Annotated in this window: 12 protein-coding genes and 3 pseudogenes; 6 read left to right on the top strand and 9 right to left on the bottom strand. The window is 55.8% G+C overall.

All coding sequences use genetic code 11. From position 1 onward, the window contains the following. Positions 1–173: 173 nt before the first annotated feature. Complete coding sequence (locus tag RS887_RS25700; RefSeq protein ID WP_322617580.1) at positions 174–1,106, bottom strand: LysR family transcriptional regulator; 933 nt, start codon at positions 1,104–1,106, stop codon at positions 174–176. Positions 1,107–1,141: 35 nt separating this feature from the next. Next, a complete protein-coding gene (locus tag RS887_RS25695) occupies positions 1,142–2,479 on the bottom strand; it encodes an NAD(P)/FAD-dependent oxidoreductase (protein WP_322617579.1) in 1,338 nt (445 codons plus the stop codon). A 439-nt stretch (positions 2,480–2,918) separates the two neighbouring features. On the opposite strand from RS887_RS25695, the gene RS887_RS25690 reads away from it, so the two are divergent. Beyond that, entirely contained in the window at positions 2,919–3,851 is a 933-nt protein-coding gene (locus RS887_RS25690; protein WP_322617578.1) for a LysR family transcriptional regulator, read from the top strand. 146 nt (positions 3,852–3,997) lie between these two features. On the opposite strand, the gene RS887_RS25685 is transcribed toward RS887_RS25690, so the two are convergent. The 5 genes from RS887_RS25685 to RS887_RS25665 all read right to left on the bottom strand — a co-directional run bounded on the left by RS887_RS25685 (position 3,998) and on the right by RS887_RS25665 (position 11,949). Then, a complete protein-coding gene (locus RS887_RS25685; protein ID WP_322617577.1) occupies positions 3,998–6,382 on the bottom strand; it encodes an efflux RND transporter permease subunit in 2,385 nt (794 codons plus the stop codon). Further along, on the bottom strand, positions 6,379–7,497 hold the full coding sequence (locus tag RS887_RS25680; protein WP_322617576.1) for a WD40/YVTN/BNR-like repeat-containing protein: 1,119 nt from the start codon (positions 7,495–7,497) through the stop codon (positions 6,379–6,381). Before RS887_RS25680 ends, RS887_RS25685 begins: the two co-directional genes overlap by 4 nt. Before the next feature lie 52 nt (positions 7,498–7,549). Further along, entirely contained in the window at positions 7,550–8,899 is a 1,350-nt protein-coding gene (locus RS887_RS25675; RefSeq protein ID WP_322617575.1) for a DUF1329 domain-containing protein, read from the bottom strand. Positions 8,900–8,917: 18 nt separating this feature from the next. Continuing rightward, the gene (locus tag RS887_RS25670; protein WP_322617574.1) at positions 8,918–10,555 is read right to left on the bottom strand and encodes a DUF1302 domain-containing protein; all 1,638 of its coding nucleotides are present in this window, start codon (positions 10,553–10,555) and stop codon (positions 8,918–8,920) included. Between the two features lie 182 nt (positions 10,556–10,737). Continuing rightward, entirely contained in the window at positions 10,738–11,949 is a 1,212-nt protein-coding gene (locus RS887_RS25665) for an NAD(P)/FAD-dependent oxidoreductase (RefSeq protein ID WP_322617573.1), read from the bottom strand. A gap of 368 nt (positions 11,950–12,317) precedes the next feature. Between RS887_RS25665 and wrbA the strand changes: the two genes are divergently transcribed. Beyond that, on the top strand, positions 12,318–12,941 hold the full coding sequence (gene wrbA, locus RS887_RS25660) for an NAD(P)H:quinone oxidoreductase (protein ID WP_322617572.1): 624 nt from the start codon (positions 12,318–12,320) through the stop codon (positions 12,939–12,941). Between the two features lie 88 nt (positions 12,942–13,029). On the opposite strand, the gene RS887_RS25655 is transcribed toward wrbA, so the two are convergent. Beyond that, positions 13,030–13,470, bottom strand: coding sequence for a CBS domain-containing protein (locus RS887_RS25655; protein WP_322617571.1), 441 nt, complete (start codon positions 13,468–13,470; stop codon positions 13,030–13,032). Between the two features lie 266 nt (positions 13,471–13,736). Here RS887_RS25655 and RS887_RS25650 point away from each other — a divergent pair. Together RS887_RS25650 and RS887_RS25645 are read left to right on the top strand one after the other, a co-directional pair. Then, positions 13,737–14,792 (top strand): annotated as a pseudogene (locus RS887_RS25650) (IS630 family transposase). 147 nt (positions 14,793–14,939) lie between these two features. Next, positions 14,940–15,503: a hypothetical protein gene (locus tag RS887_RS25645; RefSeq protein WP_322617570.1), complete on the top strand. Its 564-nt coding sequence runs from the start codon at positions 14,940–14,942 to the stop codon at positions 15,501–15,503. Between the two features lie 755 nt (positions 15,504–16,258). On the opposite strand, the pseudogene RS887_RS25640 reads toward RS887_RS25645, so the two are convergent. Then, positions 16,259–17,763: pseudogene (locus RS887_RS25640) on the bottom strand (Fic family protein). A 297-nt stretch (positions 17,764–18,060) separates the two neighbouring features. Between RS887_RS25640 and RS887_RS25635 the strand changes: the two are divergent. Both RS887_RS25635 and RS887_RS25630 read left to right on the top strand, forming a co-directional pair. Next, complete coding sequence (locus RS887_RS25635) at positions 18,061–18,453, top strand: hypothetical protein (protein WP_322617569.1); 393 nt, start codon at positions 18,061–18,063, stop codon at positions 18,451–18,453. 118 nt (positions 18,454–18,571) lie between these two features. Then, positions 18,572–19,668: pseudogene (locus RS887_RS25630) on the top strand (IS630 family transposase). The last annotated feature ends 81 nt before the right edge of the window (positions 19,669–19,749 follow it).

The following is a 19,749-nucleotide window of genomic DNA, read 5'->3' as shown; positions in this document are numbered from 1 at the left end:
ACTGCAATGGTCACGCGTCAGGGACTATTGTTTCAGTTACCTGGGCGAGCGAATCACCCACGATGAACTGGCCGCATTATGCGGGCTGGGCCGGTTCCTGTTCCTGTTCCTGTTCCTGTTCCTGTTCCTGTTCCTGTTCCTCAAGCAGTTCAAGCGAACCATCGGGCTTGTGCCTACAAAGACACCCAACCCCGTTCCAGTAACGGCTTGTCCCAATCGGGTTCCTCACTGAATTTTTCCACCAAAAACTCAATCAGCGTGCGCACTTTCAATGCGCGACGCTGGGTGGCCGGGAACACAGCAGAGAAGTTGAAGGACGACAGGACGTACTCCGGTAGCACCGGAATCAACCGCCCCTCCAGCAAATCATCGCTGGCCACCAGTGTTGGCAGACAGACAATACAAACGCCTGTCGAAGCGTAATCGCGCAGAAGATGCACCGAGTTAGAGCGTACATGGCCCGGAAGCGTCAACTCCATCTGCTCACCAGCGCGGGTAAAAACCCAGCGGTTGCGCGATGGATACCCCGCGTACAAGGCAATCTTGTGTTGCTGCAATTGCGCAGGATGCTGCGGCACGCCGAATCTGGAGGCGTATTGCGGCGACATGCAGAATATTCGGCGCATAGAAAACAACTTGCGTTCGATCAGGGTTTCAGCCATGGGTGGAAACATCTGGAACGCCACATCGAAACCTTCTTCGATGAGATCGACAATCCGGTCGTTGACGACTACGTCGATCTCAATATCCGGGTAAAGCTGATTGAACTCGGCCAGTATTTTTCCGAAATGACCAATGGCAAACCCGGGCAACATCTGAATGCGCAACTTACCAGTGGGTTTGGCTCGCAATTCACACATGTGATCGGTCAACGAGTTAAAACTCGCGACCATATCCGAACACTCCTTATAGTAAGTCTCACCAACCTCGGATAACCGCACGTGCCGCATACTGCGGTGGAACAGTGGCGCATTGATCAGCTTTTCCAACTGTTGAATGCGATGGGTAATCACTGATCGCGTTACCCCTAACTGCATGGCCGCTTTCGCGAAATTGCAGGTTTCGGCGACCCTCACAAAAGCTTCGATACTGAGTAGACGATCCATGGGGCTATTCTCTGGATTGCTTTTTTGCCACCTGACTATTCGAGTGAAATTTCTCGAAAAGACCGCTTGAGAGAAGACTTGAGCCGCTGTAACGAAGCCCCGGAGAAACGTGATATCGATTTAACCGTGTGGAGTAAACGCTGTTTCAACACGTCCCTTACGAGACTGATCCATGATGTTATTGATCGAGATCGTCGGCCATTGAGCTTTTCGAACTCCAGCAGAAACTGACGCATGACGGAGCGATCCGTGACCGCGTTTTCCAACATTGCAAGGTCACGCGTTCGTTGAATCCGGCCGTTTTCTTTCATCCAGGTAAAATAGGGCGTTGACGCTTTGGAGGTGAACGCCAGAAAGGCGTTTTTACGGCTGAGCGAGTATTTATCAAGAACACTCGGCCCAGCGCTTTCATTGATGATGGCAATCAACGCTTCACCCAGTTGCAAGGCGTCCTGCACACCGCCAGACAAACCCAAACCACCCATGGGATTGGTGACGTGAGCTGCATCGCCAGCCAGCACAACTCGCCCGCGACGCAATTGCGCGACACAACGCTGGCTAACCTGGAACAGCTCCAGGCGTTCGACGCGATACTGGTCGGGCGTGGGTGCACCGGGAAGCAGCCGTTCGAGTCGCTCCGGCAGGCGCTGACGAATCTCGACGTCCGACAACGCCGAATGTTCTTCGTAGCAGACACGCCACAGGCCAGACTGATCAAGTTGAACAATGAACGCCCAATCGACCGGATCGTGAATGAAATTGACCCGCGAGTAACCCTGCAATGCGAAGTCGTAGAACACGTTGACCGCTACCATTCGCTCCGGCCAACGGCTGCCAGCAAGCTTGAGGCCGACTTTTTCGCGCACCGAGCTTTGCGCTCCATCAGCGCCCGCGACCCACCGCGAACGTAGCTGCGTCAGGCCACCAGGACCGCGGGTCTGGAGCGTGGCGTAGGACGCATCCTGAGCAACGTCCTCGACCCGATGATTCCAGCGGATCTCGACATTAGGCAGCGCGCGAAGATGCTGCACGATGATATTGGACAAATGGTTTTGCCCAAGCAGCAGCATGTAGGGGTAATCGGTGTCCTGGGTCAGGACGTCCCAGTCCATCTTCGCGATCAGCGTACCGTCACCGTGACGATAGGCTACGTCCGGACACATGACCGCGCGCTTGCGAACATCGTCGAGCAATCCCATTTCATCAAGAGCGGCGACAGTCGTCGGCATATAGGCTACGGCGTGCGTCGACGATGAGACACCTGACTCGGCTTCGAGCACCACGACCCGAACACCGGCCTTGCCCAGTTTCAATGCCGTGAGGAGCCCAACGCTGCCTCCGCCGACTACAACCACACCCTCTACGGTTTCCATGTGTGCCCTCTGAGTAACGCTTTTATTGTTGTTATGGGTAGTCATGCAGCTCAAATCTGTGGAGGACGGCGCACTCGAATGTAGGAGCGACACTGGGTTGAGGCTTCATGAGTAACCAGGCGACTGATTCCAGCCTAACCAGACTGATTTCGGCAGGCAATGCGTACCCGGTTTGCCAAATGCGAACACACCGATTGCGCGATCATCGCTTGCTTTTCACGAACGCATTGTTCGCGAATCAGCAACCATGAGGGCGTTGTTTTATTGCTAGGAGCTACTCATGCTGGAGAGGGCAGACGGTACGTTCAGTCGCCAAGGCAACCAGACGTGGTATTTTTCAGGTATCTCTCGCTGGCCCGTTGCTCGCGCAGCCTGTAGCTGGAAAGAGCAAACGCTTGATCGCCAAACCGCTAGAACAATAAAAGACAGAGGCGCTGGGATGGATATTTATCTGAGTATTGAAGCATTCGTACGTGCCGCCGAAGCGGGTAACTTTGCCAACGCGGCAAAACAGATTGGCGTCGCCAAATCCGTTATCACCACTCGAGTGCAACAACTGGAAGAGCATCTGGGTGTATCGCTCTTCCATCGTTCCAGCCGGGCGGTAAAACTGTCTGAAGTGGGCACCTCCTACTATTCCGATTGCCACAGTCTTATCGATCAGATGCAAGCACTGTCCCAGCGATCACGGGATACTTCCACGGCCGTCTCGGGCGTCCTGCGCATCGCTGCATTGAATGGCTTCGCGTTACAGCATCTGCCGGGGGTCATCGAGACATTCCGCAAGGGCCATCCCAGTGTCGACTTTGATATTTTCGCCAACGACCAGGTCGTGGACCCTGTGCAGGAAGGCTACGATATCGTGCTGCAGATCTTTCCACCGGCCTCCGATTCATTGATCGAACGCAAACTCTTCCTGATGCGCGGCGTCTTCGTGGCGACGCCAGAATATCTGGCTGGCAGCCCGCCGATCCTGAGCCCGGACGATCTTTGTCTCCACGACTTCGCCTGCTACCGCTACTACCCGTGGCGTCGTTGGTCGTTGAACAATGATTCGCAGCACAATGAGGTGACGCTGGTTCCCGCGCTGCGCTCCAACAGCGTTCATCTGGTCCAGGAGTTTGCACGCCGCGGAATGGGCATCGCCTATTTGCCAACGATGGTCGCTTGCGATGATCTTCTGGATGGGCGACTGGTGCGTATCCTTCCAGGCTACGAAACGGACATTCCCTATTTTTCCGCGGTATACCCGACGTCCCATCGCGGGACAGCCAAAGTGAAGCTATTCCTGGATCTACTGTCAGCCACGTTTTCCAAGGAACCTGAATGGGATCGACGGCTAGGTTTGGCGCAAGCCGATTCAGCCGAGTAAGCAGCTTTTTTTGCACACCCAATCTCGTTCGGCCGGCCCTCGTAGGAGCGGGCTTGCCAGCGAAGATCCCGAGAACAATACGCTTAACCCATCAATACGCGTAATCGTCAGCGACCATCGCTGGCAAGCCCGCTCCTACAATGGCATTAAGGGATGGCTACCCTGCCCGGGCGAAAAAGGAAGTACGCCAACGCCGGAAGCAGGATCAATGCCCCGAGCATGTTCCACACGAACATGAACGCGAGCAGGATGCCCATATCGGCCTGAAACTTGATCGGTGAGAAGTACCAGGTAGCCACTGCGATCCCCAGCGTCGCCCCAGTCAAGACTACGATCTTGCCGGTGAACACCAGCGCCCGGTAATAGGCTTCGGAAAGGCTCACGCCCTCGCGCAGGTAACGCAGCATCACGGTCATGATGTACAACGCATAATCCACGCCGATCCCCACCCCCAGCGCAATGACCGGCAATGTCGCGACCTTGACGCCGATGTTCAGCCATACCATCAGTGCTTCGCATAACACCGACGTCAGCATCAGGGGTAGCACCGCGCAGACGACGGCCCGCCATGAGCGGAATGTCACCACGCTGATGAGGATCACGGCCGCATAGACAAGAAACAGCATCTTGCGGTTGGCTTCCTTGACCACGATGTTGGTGGCGGCTTCGATACCTGCGTTACCCGCTGCATTGAGAAAGCGGTAGCCAGGAGAATTGTTGCGCCGGGCAAAGTCTTCGACGACATTGACCACACCCGTCAAGGTGTCTGCCTTGTGATCACGCAGGTAGACGTAAACACTGAGCAGATCGCAGTTCTGGTTGAACATCTCACGGGGCGCGCGGGTAATGATGGCGTTTAGCATGTCCTGGTTACGCGGGATCTCGTACCACTTCAGGCTGCCTTCGCTCATGCCGGTGGCTGCAACCTTGGCCATACCTGCCAGGGACTTGGTGCCCTCCACGCCTGGTAACTGCGACAACTCGAGCTCCAGATGATCGACCGTTCGCACAGTGTCATAAAGCGCACAGGCAAACTGGGGGGTCTTGACCATCACAACGTACACATCACTGCTCGCCGAATAATGGCGGACCATGAAGGTGTTATCGAGGTTGTAGCGCGAATCGACACGCAGCTCGGGGGCACCGGGGTTGGTATCGCCGATCTTCAATTGAGTGCTGAAGCCCACACCCAATAACGCCAGCGCGACGGCTCCCAACAGCGCAAAACCTGCCCAGCGACGTTGGGTGAAATGGTCGAGAAAGGCCCAGGTTGGATGCTTGATGTGATGAACATCGATGACCTCGGCCGCAGTGCTGGTGGCCGCCCGGCGAGCAGCACTGCGGCTGACACCGATGAAGGACAACAGGACCGGAAGTAACATCAGGTTGGTCACGATCAGGATAGTCACACCGATGCTCGCGCAGATGGCCAGGTCCTTGATGACCGGAATATCGATCACCATCAACACCGCAAAACCCACGACATCACACACCAGCGCCGAGAGCCCGACCAGGAACAAGCGGCGGAATGTCAGGCGGGCAGCCATGAGGCGGTCGACGCCTCGACCGATGTCCTGGGTTATGCCATTCATTTTCTGCGCGCCGTGGCTCAGCCCCACGGCGAATACCAGAAAAGGCACCAGCACCAGATAAGGATCCAGGATGAACCCGAGGCTGGCCAGCAGGCCCAGCAACCACACCACCGCCACCAACGAACAGCTCAGCACCACCAGCGCACTGCGAATGCAGCGGGTGTACCAGAACAGAATCGCCAGGCAGATCACCGCAGCTACCAGGAAAAACACCATGACCTGGCGCATCCCGGCAATCAGGTCGCCAACCAACTTGGCGAAACCGGTGACGTGAATGTCGATCCGCGCCGAACTGTAGGTGCCTCGCAATGCTTCCAAGCGTTGCGACAAGTCTTGGTAGTCAATGGGCGGCGCCCCGCTCGCCCGCTGTTCCTGCAAAGGAACGAGGATAATGCTGGACTTGTAATCATCGGCCACCAGTTGGCCGATTTCACCGGAACGTTCGATGTTTTGTCTGACCTGCGCCACGCTTTGCGCCGAACCGTCATAGTTGTCGGGAATGACCGGGCCGCCGTCAAGCCCATCTTCGGTCACGGCGGTCCAGCGCACGGCGGGAGTCCACAGCGACTTCATGTAGGGCCGGTCCACCGCGGGTAGCAGGAACAACTCGTCGGTGATTTTCTTCACCGTTTCCAGATATTCCGCGTCGAAGATAGTCCCCGTCCTGGCCTCCACAGCAATGCGCAACGTGTTGCCCGCGCCAGCCAGTTGCGAGCGATTTTCCAGGTAGTTGACGATATAGGGATGCCCGCTGGGGAGCATTTTCTCGAATGCCGCATTAAGCTCCAGGCCCGTAGCCTTGTAGCCAAACCAGCAGGTCGCCAACAGGCACAGAAACACGAAAAGCGAGCGTTGGCCGAACAGCAGACGCTCCATCCATGATCCGCGCTGAGCCATCAGCTCGGCGTCATCAGTGACAAATACATGATGTGCGTTCATTGGGCGTTCCTGTCATTGAGGGTCGTCGTATTCAGGCGTTTGATGCCGCGCGCGCCGGTCAACACCAGTGCGCCATCAGCTGCTTGCGTCACATCGGTAATGGCCGAGCCATCCAGTCCGACAACTGTCAGGGTTTGGAAATGCCGTCCCTGATCGTGACTGTGCAGTAACCGCCCTCCCTCGCTGACCATCACCAGACTGTCATCTGCGAGCTTTTTACCTGCGGTAAAACTGGCATGCTCCTCAGTCTCTACAGGCTGCCATTGGTTGGCTTGCTCCAGACGAAAAGCATTGCCCTTGAGCCCGAAGATCAGATCGCGGCCGGGTCCCGCGCGCACGGCGCCAAACCAGGTGCCGTGATAAGGGCTTTGAATCCGTGAAAACGGCTGACCCAGCGCAGAGCCACGCAGAAGCGTTCCTTGCTCACCCGCGATCATCACATCCTGTGAGTCGCCAAGGATCGCGTACAGATGCATGCCGCCAGGGTTATCCAGCTCACTACCTACCGACCGCCAATGGACGCCGGCATCGTCGGTCAACATCGCCAGTCCATAGGCGCCGACGACCAGGCCATGCTGCGGGTCGGCGAAGTACACCCCGAGAAAAGGCTTGTCTGCGCCATCGGCTACCAACTGCTGCGCCGCGTTCAATCGCCTCTGCTCGCCTTGGGGGGCGCTTGCCAACTGCGCTTGTGCAGCTCGGAACTCAAGTTGCGCGGCGAGCGTGCCGTCCAGTTGTTTATGCCAGGTTTCGCCACCATCCTTGCTGTGCAGGACCACGCCGCCATGCCCTACCGCCCATCCATCCTCGACACCTGCAAAGCTGACGGCGGTCAGGGCCACGCTGCTGGGGACCGAGCGCGACTGGCGCCAGCTCACGCCGTTGTCGTCGGACAGCAACACAATGCCGCGCTCGCCCACCGCCACCAGTCGATCACCGGCCCGGGTAATCGCCATCAGGACTGCGTGTTCGGCGCGTTGATCCGCAGCCGCTGGGATATCGAGCAGATCCCGCGAAGCGCTCTGCGCGACAGCGGGAACGGCCCCCCCTAGCACGCCGGACAGCCAAACCACGCACAGCAGCCAGCGCATGCCATGAAAATTCAAATAGCTCATCGCAAGATTCCTTTATTGATCGGCCCGCTCAGCGGGCCGACACCCGCGTTGGTCAGCGCACGCCTTCGGCGGCCACTGCATCACCAGTGAAATAGGACTCAGGCTTGAGCGGCACAACCCGGAAGTTTTCACCGTTGAACGCTTGAACATTACTGACCGTTCCTGCCTGCAGGTTGAACACCGCTACGGGCTTGACCAGTACGGCGGGCACCGATGGCACCACGAACGGCAACACCTGTGAGGTACGCCACAGCTTGCCTTCGGCGTCATAGCCGTCCAGCAAGGTCAGCAGCCAGCTGTCTTCATCAAAATAGAACGTCCGCTTGGGCACGGCATGACGTTTGCCACTGGCCACTGTCGCCTCGACTACCCAGGTGCGATGCAGCTCCCAACGCAGCGTGTCGGGGTTCAAATGGTGGGGAACAAAAGCTTTGTCCAGCGGTGCCGTCACCTGGCCGTTGGTGTTGTAAGGTACGTAGGTCTCTTTCTTGCCGACGATCTTCCAGTCGTATCGATCTGGCATGCCGAAGAAGCCTTGCACTTCATCGAAATAGTTGGCGCCGGAAGCGACAAAGTCCGGGGTGTCATAGGCGACCGTTGGCGCTCGCCTTACGCGCCGCTGACCAACCAGATATTGCCAGGCCTGCCTGGACTGCTGTGGATCGACGCTGTCGCGAATCACTAGGGTCTCGCCGGCCTTGAAAGGCGGCGCCGTGGTACTGAAGCGCTGAAGGAAATACTCCTTGGTCCAGTTCAGCACCGACCCCTTCTGATAGTAATAAGGATACTGCCAGGCATTGTCGTTGCGCGTTGCCAGGGTCTGGCCGCCGTCGCTGGTCAGCACCACGTTCTTGAAGCCGAACTCTTCCGCCTCTGGCTCAACCCGCAGCAGGAAGTTCCAGATCACTTCTTGCCCGTTCTTGGGTACGGGAAATGGAATGCCGCCAAAGCAGCCGTCCACCGATTGGCCGTTTTGCGTTAGTTTGCAATTCACCGCGTTGAGTGCGGTGTTCTTGTAGACATAGTCCGGAGCTGAGGCCGTGCGCCGCGTCGGGTAGACATCCAGGCGGAAACTGTCAGGGTATTTCTGCAACAGCGTTCGGGTGCCTTCCGACAGTTTGTCGGTGTACTTGGCCATGTTTGCCGCTGTGATTTTCAGTACCGGTTTGTCCGCACTGAACAGGTCGCCGGGGATGTGGTTGCCGCTACTGGCAGGCGCCTGTTTGGTGCCACCGGTCCAGGCCGGAATGCTGCCATCGGCGTTTGCGGCTTTGTCACCACCCAACGGGGTCAGCGTCGTGCCAAGGGCCGCAGCCTCTTGCGGGCTGACTGCCGCGCTGACCGGTAGCGCGCCAATCAGGCCGGTGAGGAACGTGAAGCCGAGGAGAGTTTTGCTGATCATTGTTATGTTCCTTTCTGGCTAGAACGTGCGTTGCAGGGAGATGGAAACGAAATCGCGGTCGGCATAGACCTGATCCCCAGAGAGGGCCCCGGTCGAGTCGACGACACCACCGGCACTGCCGTAGTAGTGGGTGAAACTGATGCCGCCACGCCAGGTCTTGCGGTAGTCGAACTGCAGACCCAGGCTCACGTCTCCTCCACCCTCAGGCGAGAAGCCGGTGCCCAACACGGCGGTGTTGCCACTGATGCCGTAACCGATACCCAGGGGCACGGTCATGTCCACGCCAGGAAACACCTGGAAATATTCGGGGGTGAACAGCATGCGCATCGAGCTGGCATTACGGGTGACATTGGGGTCCAGTTGATCGCTGTTTTTGTCGACGCTGGTTATCCGGTTGTAGGCCACCTCACCGAGCAAGGTCGCGCCATCCCACAAACCATCGCCGGCCAGCACCGAGATCGCCGACATCTGGGCATGGAAGGTATTGCCAACCGGATACAGCGGATTGTGGTCACCGTCACCGGTTCCCGTGACATCGACCACGACGTTGCCGGTCGCGGCCAGCGGTGTATTGCGGCGTATCGAGGTCTCGGCGGCAACGTTCGTTTCACCAATCAAAGTGCTGATACTGGCGCCGAAGGTCCGGATTCCTTCGCCGTACACCAGTACGTAATCACCCTCCCCCGGCCGCAGGTAGAACTGTGGAAATTTGTCGTGGTAACGCGCGGCGTACAGGCCGTACTCGAACTCGCCGAACTTCATCTTCATCTGAAAACCGTACTGCCCGGAGTTCGATGGATCGATGTCCTTGCCGCGTCTCAAGGCCCGGCCCGGTCCGATAATGAACGTCTCGCCACCTTCGTCGAGAAAGTCCGCGTAACTGAAGTAGCTGCCCGCTGCAGGCAGCACCGCTTCCTCCCATCGATACTGGTAATACGCACCCAGGGTCACGTTCTGATTGACCAGCAGGCTGCCACCCACCTGACCAATCGGGCGAATGATTTCCTTGAACGTGGAACTGGGAACCGAGAGCAATTTGTTGATGTCGACGGGCGATTGCGCGACAGCGATGCCATTGCCACCGAAGAACAGACTTTCACCGTAGACCTGGCTATAGCGGCCCCCCCTGAGCGACAGCGACATATCCCCCAGATCGAACTTGCCATAACCGAACGCATCCAGAAGCTCGCTATCACGACCTTGCAAACGCCGAGTATCAGCGGTGAATTGGTCGTTGCGCACAGACACGCTGTTGACGGTATCGCTATGGTTGTCGTTGCCACGGTTGTATACATCGTCGTACCAGGCCGCCCCGCTGACGCGCACGCCATAACGCCGCTGATAACTCATGTCGAGTTCCGACAACAGGTCCAGGCGATCGGATATCAAGCCACGATTGAAGTTATTGTCGCCGTCATCGAGGTTGGGGTTGTAGGCAGGGCGAACGGTGTTGTCTTGATTCTCGACCCGCCAAGCGGCGCTGTATTTGACTGTGTTGTCAAAGGCGACCGTGTAATCGGGGTTACCCGTATCGATCTGGAATGCCTCCACGTCAGGAACACCTTGTGAACCCAGCAATGCGGCAGCCATGGCTACCTGCAGGTGGCGCACCGACGGTTTCATCGGTGCAAGGCTGAAGCTCGCTTTCGCTTTCATGTCATGAACCCTGTCTTGTTTTTATTATTTCGGGACACCTGGCACGCATTCATTTAAATGAAAGTCGTGGGCAGACCTATGTCTTTGCTTTCAATTGCGCTGAGTCTTCTAAGAAAATCGGCCACGAGAAAGGCTGCAGCCCAAGAGCTCCAACGCTCTCAGGCCGTTTTCACGCCAATAAATCAGGCGGCTTGCAGTTTTCTTTTTATGACGCGTCGGCCATTGAGTTTTTCGAAGTCGAGAAGGAATTGGCGCATGACCGAACGATCCGTACCGGCGTGTTCGAACATGGCGACATCACGAGCGCGTTGCGCCGGATCGCTTTCCTTCATCCAAGTGAAGTTGGCGGTTGCCGTTGGCGAGGTGAATTCGAGGAACACTTTGCGACGGTCGATTGAGTATTCGTCCAGCGTCTTGGTCGACGCGCCATTCTTGATGACGGCGATCAAGGCTTCTGCCAGGTGTTCCGCATCCAGCACCCCACCGGACAGACCAAGGCCGCCCATCGGGTTGGTGGCATGGGCAGCATCGCCCGCCAGCACTACCCGCCCGCGACGAAATTCCGCGGCGCAGCGTTGGTGAACGCGATACGGGTTAAGGTGATCGACACGATACTGATCAGGCGTCGGCGCACCCGGCAGCAAGCGTTTGAAGCGTTCCGGCAGCCGCTGGCGGACCTCGGCGTCCGACAATGATGCGTCTTCGCCATAACAGACGCGCCACAGGCCGGTCTTGTCGAGTTGCACGACCACGGCCCAGTCGACTGGGTCGTGAACGAAGTTGGCGCGCGAATAGCCATGCAGGGAGAAATCATAGAAGACGTTGGTAGCAACCAGTCGCTCGGCCCAGGTGTTGCCGTCGAAGGTCAGGCCGACTTTCTGCCGTACAGTGCTTCGAGCACCATCGGTCGCGGCGACCCAGCGCGCACGCAAGCGTGAAGTACCACCGGGGCTGCTGGTCTGGACGGTGACGTAGGCATCGTCCTGGTCAACCTCCTCGACCCGATGGTTCCAGCGGATCTCGACGTTGGGCAGCGCACGCAGGTGCTGGGCAATGACATTGGACACATGATTTTGCCCAAGCAGCAGCATGTATGGATATTGGGTGTCCTGGGCCAGGACGCTCCAGTCCATCTTCGCGATCAGTTCGCCGTCGCCGTGGCGATAGGCGAAATCCGGGCACCACACAGCGCGTTTGCGAATATCGTCGAGCAGGCCGAACCGATCCAGGGCCGCGGCGGTCGGTGGCATATAAGCAACGGCCCGTGGTGAAGGCGAAACACCTGATTCCGCTTCGAGCACCACCACTTTAATACCAGCTTTACCGAGTTTCAGTGCGGTAAGAAGTCCAACCGGACCTCCGCCGACTACAATTACACCTTCTAGCGTTTCCATTTTATTTTTCCTATCGAAAACCGCTTGCAGCGAAAGCCCGCCACTTGGAAGCTTATCCAAGAGTGCGCAGGCGACTGAACTCAGCCTAACCATCCGGATTTATCCAGGCAATGCAAAGTAGTTTGCTTTTGGCGAACTAGATGATTGCGATTTTGATCGTTTTATTTTGCCAATCGGAACGTTTGCAATTCCTGAACGTTGAGAGTGTTGTGTTGTTTGCCACACCTACTCATGCTGCAACAAGCAAACGCCATTCTCTGGATGCCATTCACTCATCCAGTCGAAAAAAAAGGTGTTTGGACCAGGCTTAGTGGAGCCATTACATAAGCCGCAAGTGATCATGATAAAAATCAATTCAGGAAACCGACATGCCTACAAAAATTCAGATCGTTTTCTACAGCTCTTATGGCCACATCTACAAAATGGCCGAAGCTATAGCCGCCGGTGCGCGCGAAGTCGGTGATGTAGAAGTTATGTTATTGCAGGTTCCGGAGCTTATGCCCGAAGAAGTTCAGGTCAAGAGCGGTATCAAAGGCTACCGCGCTGCCTTCGGAAGTATTCCGTATGCAACACCAGAGGTTCTGGCCGAAGCAGACGCAATCATTTTCGGCACACCGACACGCTTCGGCAACATGTGCAGCCAAATGCGCAACTTCCTGGACCAGACCGGCGGGCTGTGGATGTCGGGTGGGTTGATCGGCAAAGTGGGTAGCGTTTTCTCCAGCTCGGCCTCGCAACACGGCGGCCAGGAAACCACCATCACCAGCTTCCATACCACGCTCCTGCACCACGGCATGGTGATAGTCGGCGTCCCGTACTCCGAACCAGGCCTTACCAACATGACCGAGATCTCCGGCGGCACGCCGTACGGCGCATCGACGCTGGCCGGTGCCGATGGTTCGCGTCAGCCAAGTGAAAATGAGCTGCAGATTGCCAGGTTCCAGGGCAAGCATGTGGCAACCATCGCCAAGCGTTTGGCGAACAATAAATAAAAGGTTTCAACGCTGCCCTGGTCAGGTAGCGATACGGATAAACCCCTGAAAGTATGAGCTTTCAGGGGTTTATTTGTTTCAGGTCGACTCAGTGCCCTCGAATGTAATGCTCGAGTTGCCGAATCAGTTCAGCCTGCTCCAGAGTGGCTTCTTTCACTAGATCTCCCATCGATAACAGGCCAATCAATTCGCCGTTCTCTACGACTGGAAGATGACGAAGATGGCTGTCGGTCATGATCGCCATACAATGCTCTATACACTGTTGCGCACTGACCGTCACCACCGGAAAACTCATAATGTCTCTGACCGGCGTACCTGCTGAGGAGCGCCCCTGCAAAACAATTTTGCGCGCGTAGTCGCGTTCGCTGATAACACCAACGACCTGACCGTTTTCAATAACCGCAAGTGCACCGACATTTTTTTCCGCCATCACTTTCAAAGCATCAAGCACCATGTTATCTGGATCGATGCTATGAACATGTTGATTTTGTAAAACCTTCAATTTGAGCAAATGTGCAGCTGTTTTCATACCTACCTCCAATACTATTAACGGCTGATGGTAAAAGACAGACAACGAGCGCTTCCAAGGCACGAGCATTACTGGAGCCAAGTTGGCTGTCGGAGGGATAAATGAGAAGTTGTTCGTTCAGTTCAAAAGTTAAACGGAGTAAAATAAATCAAGCCTGGTGGAACCAGGCTTGTCATGCTGAAACCAACTAATGTGCTGTTCGCGAAATAAATTTCTCCATGTTTGCACTACACTTCGGGTGCCATTCCTACCTTGGAGAGTTCCTGGTGAGCGCTCTGGACATTACGCTTAGCCCCGAAGAATTTGCCGAACTGAGCCGTCGCGTACGTTCCGCCACCATCACGATTCGCGCGATGCCGTCGAGCCCGTCATCTTGCTGGCAGCGCAGTGATCAACGCGAGAAGAAATCGTACGATTGACAGGTTCTCTCGCCCTACGGTCACCGACTGGTGCCAGCGTTTTCAGGCGCTCAGATTGGAAGGCCTGCTCGACAAAGCCTGGCCGAGGACGCAAATCCCTCTGCCTGCCGACACGATCCGCCGCGTGCCCGAACAGGTCACTCAACCTCGTATCGGCGAGCCTCGCTGAGCCTGCCGAAGCATGGCCCGTGCCGCCGGCATATCAGCGACCACCGTGCATAAACTGTGGTCGGCCAATGACGAGCCTCATCCTGACGTGACCTTCAAACTGTCGAACGATCCGCAGTTTGAGGAGAGATTCTGGGATGTCATCGGCCTGTATTTGGCCCCCGTCAGACAAGGCGTTGGTGCTCTGCTGCGACGAGAAAAGTCAGGTGCAAGCCTTGGAACGCACTCAGCCTGGAAACTACCTCTGAGGATCGGCCATATCCAACCAAATCCCATGATTACACTCGCCACGGCACGGTCACGTTGTTCGCAAGCGCTGGATTATCCCAGGGCAAACTGATCAGTAGCATCGAGCGCCAGCACCGCCATCAGGAGTGGTTGGCTTTCCTCAAGAAAATCGACAAGGGAAACGCCCAAGCACCTCCAGCTGCATCTGATCGTGGATAACTAGCGACACACAAGCACACAAAAGTGAAGGCTTGGCTGGCGAAACATCCGCGCTTCCATGTGCATTTCACACCGACCTCCAGCTCGTGGATGAACATGGTCGAGCGGTTTTTTAAGGGATATTACCGTGTTCTTGCGTGACGGCAGCTTCGGCTCCGTACGTGAGTTGAAAGCTCGATTACCGCCTTCCTGGCATTGGAACGCACGACCGACCCGGTACGTTTGGAACGCAAAGGGCGAGAAATTTTGAGCAAAATATCGCGAGCACGCGAGGCGATGGAGACATAGTGGAAGGTGTTATTTCGAAAACAGCACACTAGAGTGCTAAGGCGCATGGCTGTGTAGAGAGGGGCTGGGTCAACCGCGCTCTGTTCAATCTTATTGAGGCCGCTAGAAAAAAGGGGGCCACTCAAATGTTCGCGAGCAAAAATCCACATGACTACACCTGCAACCCAGTATCCCATCGAAAAACACAAACACCTCTACGCCAAGTGGTGCGCCGCCGCCGCGTGTAGCCGCGGCCTGGCCGGCGGGGATAACTCCTTGGCTTTCGAGCTGATAGAGGCAAGCGGCCTAGGCCAGGTAACCGGGCCAGAGCACATCGGCCAGAACGTCGATAAATGGCAGATGAGCTTTATGAAGAAGATCGAGGCCGAGGCTGCGCGCTTGGGCGTGACCGATTTCTCCTTCGGCCGTGCCCAGAAGCTAGTCAACATCTACTTGAAAACGGTGCTGGTCTGCGGCGGCCACCACCAACACCCGAGCGTTGCCTTGCTCCTTCCTCCGCTAGACTTCGAACTGTTCAAAGGGTTACGCAGTTTCCTGTCGAAGAACCGCGCCGCGATGGGTAAGGCGCGTTCAGCATTCATCGCCGCGCAAAAACGTAATCCGCGATGGACTAAGTTCTCTGAGGCCGACTACGTGGCGCACATAGATGCCATCAAATTGCTGATGGCCGGCAAGCCGCTCTACCAGGTCGAGGAACACTGGGAGCTCTGAGCAGGTCAGAGGCTGGGGCGATTATAGCCAACTTGGAGCACTCCCGAGAGGCAATGGGTCGTTCTCTGCCGGTCATGGCCACGCAGCGTGATGGTCAAATCCGATGAAAATGATTGGTCAGGTCGAATGCAAATGGGTGGGCAAGTCTGTGCAATTACCCAGCAAACAGGTGAGTTGCGACAGCTTTATTCTCTTCGGGCGCTTTCCATCCTGAAGACGGCCTCTCTGCGAGTACCGCCTACACTTGTGTAGACAACTCAACGCATATCGCTGCGACTAGGGCCAATACTGCGCAAATCCTTTAGATTGAGGTATCCCGATGGTCTTAGAAGTGCTGGCGACCTTAATCCCATTTCTCAATTCGAATTGTCTTAAGCTTAATTTTTGAGATCGCGGGGTCGTACTGTAGATGCTGATCCAAGGAAAATGAGTAGCTGCAGGGGATGTTTTGAACACTGGCTGTCCGAAATCGCTTACGGCTACCGGTGCGCCAGCTTTGTCATAGCCAGTAATCTTGAGCTGCACCCTACTGGCTCTGCACAGCTATTCTCCAGCATGGCGGCTGCCCTGCAAGTAAAAACATGCATCGGGACTGCACCTGTTCACGAATTTGGCATTTATAGTCGTGAGCTTGATATCAGACAGGGAACAGGCTGCATTTGAAACACTCGCGAAGCCCATCAGTGCAACCGCTACCAAAATTTTCATGCTGTCTTCCCTGTCATTCATTCTAAACGAAGAGCCGATTTCAGTTACTAATCTTCATCCTTGCCATGTTGTTTTTCCATCTCTTGCTGTCTAAGCAGGGACTGTGTGACCTGCTCAATGTAATCAGATACCTCAGTCTGAACCGAGTATTATTGCTTACGACGGTTCTTGAGACCGCCCCATTATTTGTCAGGCACATCATCACGAGGTTGGCCAAGTCACTACCACGCACGTCATAGGTCTCATTGACCGTCCGCACGACCTTGTCATAGTTCTCAAGGAAGATCGTCTCCTCTCGAAGCTCAACTTCAAGCGCTCGCTTAGCCATTTCCAAGGTAAACCGGACTCCGGGCGTGGCATCCCAGAATCGATAGATAGCGGGATCACCGGTAAAGTCAAACGAAAACTGACCCTGATCAATCCACCGGACATCCCAAAACTCTCGCGCCGGACGGGAAAATTGCTGCAACGTCTCCAGGTACAGACGTTCCTCTCGCTTCATTGCGACAGAGACTGGTAGGAGCAAACCGTTCTCTAGTGCGCCGGCGCGGCACAATGTTTGGTGGATCAGAAAACGGGAAAGGCGGCCGTTCCCGTCCATGAACGGATGAAGAAAGACGAAGCCGAACGAGATGATTCCCGCAGCTATGAGAGGATCGATGCGTCCTGGCGCCTGATTCCCCAGAGCCATTAGTTGCACCATTAGCTCAGAGCAGAGATCCGGTTCAGGCGGGACGTACGTCACCCCCGCGGCTCCTTGCAGGCCACTCGCTAAATGGTTCTGCTCATGACGAAACGCCACGGCCATGTCAAAGGGGTTCGAAATCGTCGCATTCTGGAGGTGGACCAAGTAGTCCTCACTCAGTGGGATCCGCTCGTGGGCCTGCCGAAGCAATTGGATGAATTTGCGCGCTTTGTCCTCGCTTGGCGACTCTTTCTCTATCGCAAACGAATCCTGAGTTTCGTGGAGGTATGCCCAGTTGATGGCGCGATCCATCATTCCCGAGGGAAGGCTTTGAATGAAGTCCTGAGCGCGGCCAAGGATATCGTGCGCAAGGAGAGCGACGATCTCAGGTGTGCGTTCAACGGTGGCGCAATATGCGATCGTCCCAATACCGTTGAACTCCACTCGCCAGCGAGAATTACGCTCTCCAGGCATCGTCACGTAGAGTTCCGGGTCGAACAGAGGAACGAAAGCACCTCGCACAGGGGAATGCTGGCGTAGCTCCTCTCGAGTGAAGGCTTCGCGTAGAAAGCAGGCTTTTCGGATGTAGATACCGTTGGGGGCTCTTTCTAACTCCGCTTCCAGACTAGCTGCAGGGATTTGCGGCAAAGCCTGGGCTAAAATGGCGAGGTTGATACCCTCGTGCTTAAGCGCGAATAATAGATGCCCTAGTAGGTCATCTGACGCCGGTGCAATGTTTGGCGGTACGGCCAAGGTTTCCCCGATCCGCTCGATCCGAGTAACCGATTGAACCTTAGCCGGCCGGCGCAAAGGGAAAGCGGAAAACCGCAGAGACTCTTGGAGCCAGGCATATCCAGCTAAGGTCATGGCACAAATCCTTAATTTCTTGTTCTTGCCTCAGATTTTTTCTTTAGCACATCAAGGAAATATTAACTCCTTGCAATTATCCATATTTTTTCTTAACTGGCTAGCGATACTGCTGATGTGATTCCATTCTGCTTTTAGGCTTTCAGGGAGCTTGGTGCTCGGTGACCGGGTGTTAAGCGTACCAGCATAGGCATGTCCCTGATGTTGACTGCCTACTTCAAATGACGGATCGTGTTTTTTTGCTCAATGGACCCTACTATGGCAGCGCTTCGGGATACCGCCTTTCGGGAGCAACAGATGCTCAAGCTCGCAAAGAAAGCCATCCTCGATAGTGGTGACTTTCTCACTCTGGACCAAATTGCTCAGCGACTTGGCCTACCCCCTATGACGCTAATAGCGGCGATGTATGAGTGGGAAACTGAAGGGCACATTTTTTCAATTCAGCATGCAGGCTGCTCATTGTTTCCAGCGTATGTCTTCCAGGACGACACTGAGCACGGGCTCATACCTGATCTGAAGGCAATACTCGATGTGTTGAGAGCGAAAAAAGACGGATGGGGAATCGCATTTTGGTTCGCCTCTAGCAATGGATACATCGGAAACCGGCGACCGCAGGATGTGCTTTTTTCCGAAGCCGATAAGCTACTGCTCGCCGCAATGGATGAAGTGTCTGGCATTACCCACGGATAGATCATAAGGGTTTGATGCCATACCCGATAACCGTCAGTCCTAGTGTGCTGTTCGCGAAATAAATTTCTCCATGTTTGCACTACACTTCAGGTGCCATTCCTACCTTGGAGAGTTCCTGGTGAGCGCTCTGGACATTACGCTTAGCCCCGAAGAATTTGCCGAACTGAGCCGTCGCGTACGTTCCGCCACCATCAGTCAGCGCGATGGCCGTCGAGCCCGTGTCATCTTGCTGGCAGCGCAAGGATCAACGCGAGAAGAAATCGTACGATTGACAGGTTTCTCTCGCCCTACGGTCACCGACTGGTGCCAGCGTTTTCAGGCGCTCAGATTGGAAGGCCTGCTCGACAAGCCTGGCCGAGGACGCAAATCCCCTCTGCCTGCCGACACGATCCGCCGCGTGCTCGAACAGGTCACTCAACCTCGTATCGGCGAGCCTCGCTGGAGCTGCCGAAGCATGGCCCGTGCCGCCGGCATATCAGCGACCACCGTGCATAAACTGTGGTTGGCCAATGACTTGAAGCCTCATCTGACACGTACCTTCAAACTGTCGAACGATCCGCAGTTTGAGGAGAAATTCTGGGATGTCATCGGCCTGTATTTGGCCCCGCCAGACAAGGCGTTGGTGCTCTGCTGCGACGAGAAAAGTCAGGTGCAAGCCTTGGAACGCACTCAGCCTGGGCTACCTCTGGGGATCGGCCATATCCAACCAAATCCCATGATTACACTCGCCACGGCACGGTCACGTTGTTCGCAGCGCTGGATTATCTCCAGGGCAAACTGATCAGTAGCATCGAGCGCCAGCACCGCCATCAGGAGTGGTTGGCTTTCCTCAAGAAAATCGACAAGGAAACGCCCAAGCACCTCCAGCTGCATCTGATCGTGGATAACTATGCGACACACAAGCACACAAAAGTGAAGGCTTGGCTGGCGAAACATCCGCGCTTCCATGTGCATTTCACACCGACCTCCAGCTCGTGGATGAACATGGTCGAGCGGTTTTTTAGGGATATTACCGTGTTCTTGCGTGACGGCAGCTTCGGCTCCGTACGTGAGTTGGAAAGCTCGATTACCGCCTTCCTGGCATTACGGAACGCACGACCGACCCGGTACGTTTGGAACGCAAAGGGCGAGGAAATTTTGAGCAAAATATCGCGAGCACGCGAGGCGATGGAGACGCAGATGGAAGGGCAAGTTATTTCGAAAACAGCACACTAGGGCGCAACAGGGAAACTGTGCTCGCAGCGCACAATAATTATACAACTCAAAAACACTCCGCCTTGGCATTCGCTCACCTGT

It is taken from the genome of Pseudomonas sp. BIC9C, assembly GCF_034541995.1.
Taxonomy (GTDB): domain Bacteria; phylum Pseudomonadota; class Gammaproteobacteria; order Pseudomonadales; family Pseudomonadaceae; genus Aquipseudomonas; species Aquipseudomonas fluorescens_CC.
This window is presented reverse-complemented; position numbering and strand designations above follow the sequence as displayed.